The organism is Bartonella sp. AA56HLJMS, from assembly GCF_042197145.1.
Lineage (GTDB): Bacteria > Pseudomonadota > Alphaproteobacteria > Rhizobiales > Rhizobiaceae > Bartonella.
The window spans coordinates 1-1438 of the sequence record NZ_JBHIRL010000075.1 but is presented as its reverse complement, the minus strand read 5'-3'; the positions used below and the strand labels follow the sequence as shown (position 1 = coordinate 1438).

The 1438-nt window shown below is 43.0% G+C and carries 1 protein-coding gene and 1 pseudogene; both read left to right on the top strand.

Going from position 1 to position 1438, the window contains the following annotated elements; genetic code table 11:
• Window positions 1-445: 445 nt before the first annotated feature.
• Window positions 446-797, top strand: a pseudogene (locus tag ACFINI_RS09880) (UDP-N-acetylglucosamine 1-carboxyvinyltransferase); the annotation flags it as partial.
• Between the two features lie 429 nt (window positions 798-1226).
• Window positions 1227-1438, top strand: a 212-nt coding sequence (locus ACFINI_RS09875; protein ID WP_375648033.1) for a helix-turn-helix domain-containing protein, incomplete at its 3' end; no start/stop codon positions are given.

Here is a 1438-nt window from a genome sequence, read left to right as displayed (position 1 = left end):
ATTGGCAGCAAAGGGAGAAACAATCGTCAATCGTGTTTATCATCTTGATCGTGGATTTGAGAGATTAGAAGAAAAATCGGCTCGTTGTGGTGCAAAAATCCAACGCATCACAGTGTAAAGCTTTCAAAGATATGCTGAATGCTTTGCGCTGTGGTTGAGGGGGGGGCGATTGCTTGGGGGCGTTTTAACACAATGTTTGCTTGTTGGGAGGGGCTGGGCTTGGGGCGCTGGGCTTGGCTGGTGCATTTTTAATGGTTTACTCTCTTGCTTGTGGAATTTTGGAGCCGTACATTCTTGATGATTTTCTCAATAGTTCTTTCAAATCTCCATCTTTCAAGGGTATGGCTTTTGTGGCTGCTGTTTTCTTTTCGGAATGGTTTTTCTTTCGTGTAAAGTTTTGCTTCTCTCACTCTTGAGGAGGCTCGTGATTATTGTCTAAGTTTCGTTCATGGCGCTCATGACACGGGCTGAAGGAATCGCGCATATTACAGAGACGGTTTTCGAAGATCGTTTTATGCATGTTCAAGAACTCAATCGCTTGAGGGCGCAAATAAAGCTTGATGGGCGAGAGGGCAACTATCTCATGGAACAGAGAATTTGCAAGGGGGGCTCCTGTCATGGCGACGGATTTGCGTGCTTGTTGTTTCTCTTGTGATTGCAGCCCTCTTACTCTTGTTACATTGGCAGCAAAGGGGAAAACAATCGTCAATCGTGTTTATCATCTTGATCGTGGATTTGAGAGATTAGAAGAAAAATTGGCTCGTTGTGGCGCAAAAATCCAACGCATCACAGTGTAAATCTGTAAGATGTCTCTCAAAAATGGCTTTGGGAGGGGGTGATATGTTGTTAGGTGTGCTTTTGGGAGGTGTGATCTCAAAAATAAAGGGTTATTAGTCCTCTCAATAAACGTGGGTTTTATTTCATGGTTTTGGAGTTTTTACGAGCGGGCATAAAAGTTTGAGAGGCGGGGGTGGAGCTCATAAAATAAAGACTGTTTTTAAATTTTATTGCTAATTTCATGAAATTACTTTATACCTTAAAGGGTAACTTTGGTCGTCTACGCAGCGATCAGTAGGGTCTGAAAGCCCTAAAGTTCAGTACATAAGATTAGCCTACTTTTGTAGGTATCCCGGGATTCCGGGAGTTTTTGCCATGTCCAGGTGCGATGAGCACTAAAAGCAAAAAAAGCTGACTGAACTCAGTACTTTCAGACTCCCGGAATACTTATGCGAGGGCGCTCGCAACCGGCAGGGGAGCTTGAAGTGAAAGCTAAAAATCCACACTTTAACGACATTTCGATAGGCAGAAAAATTCGCTTTAAAAGAACAATGCTGGGAATGTCGCAAAAGCAATTAGGCAGTCAGTTAGGTGTGACTTTTCAACAAATCCAAAAATATGAAAAAGGCTCTAATCGTATAGGAGCTGGGCGTTTACAAGA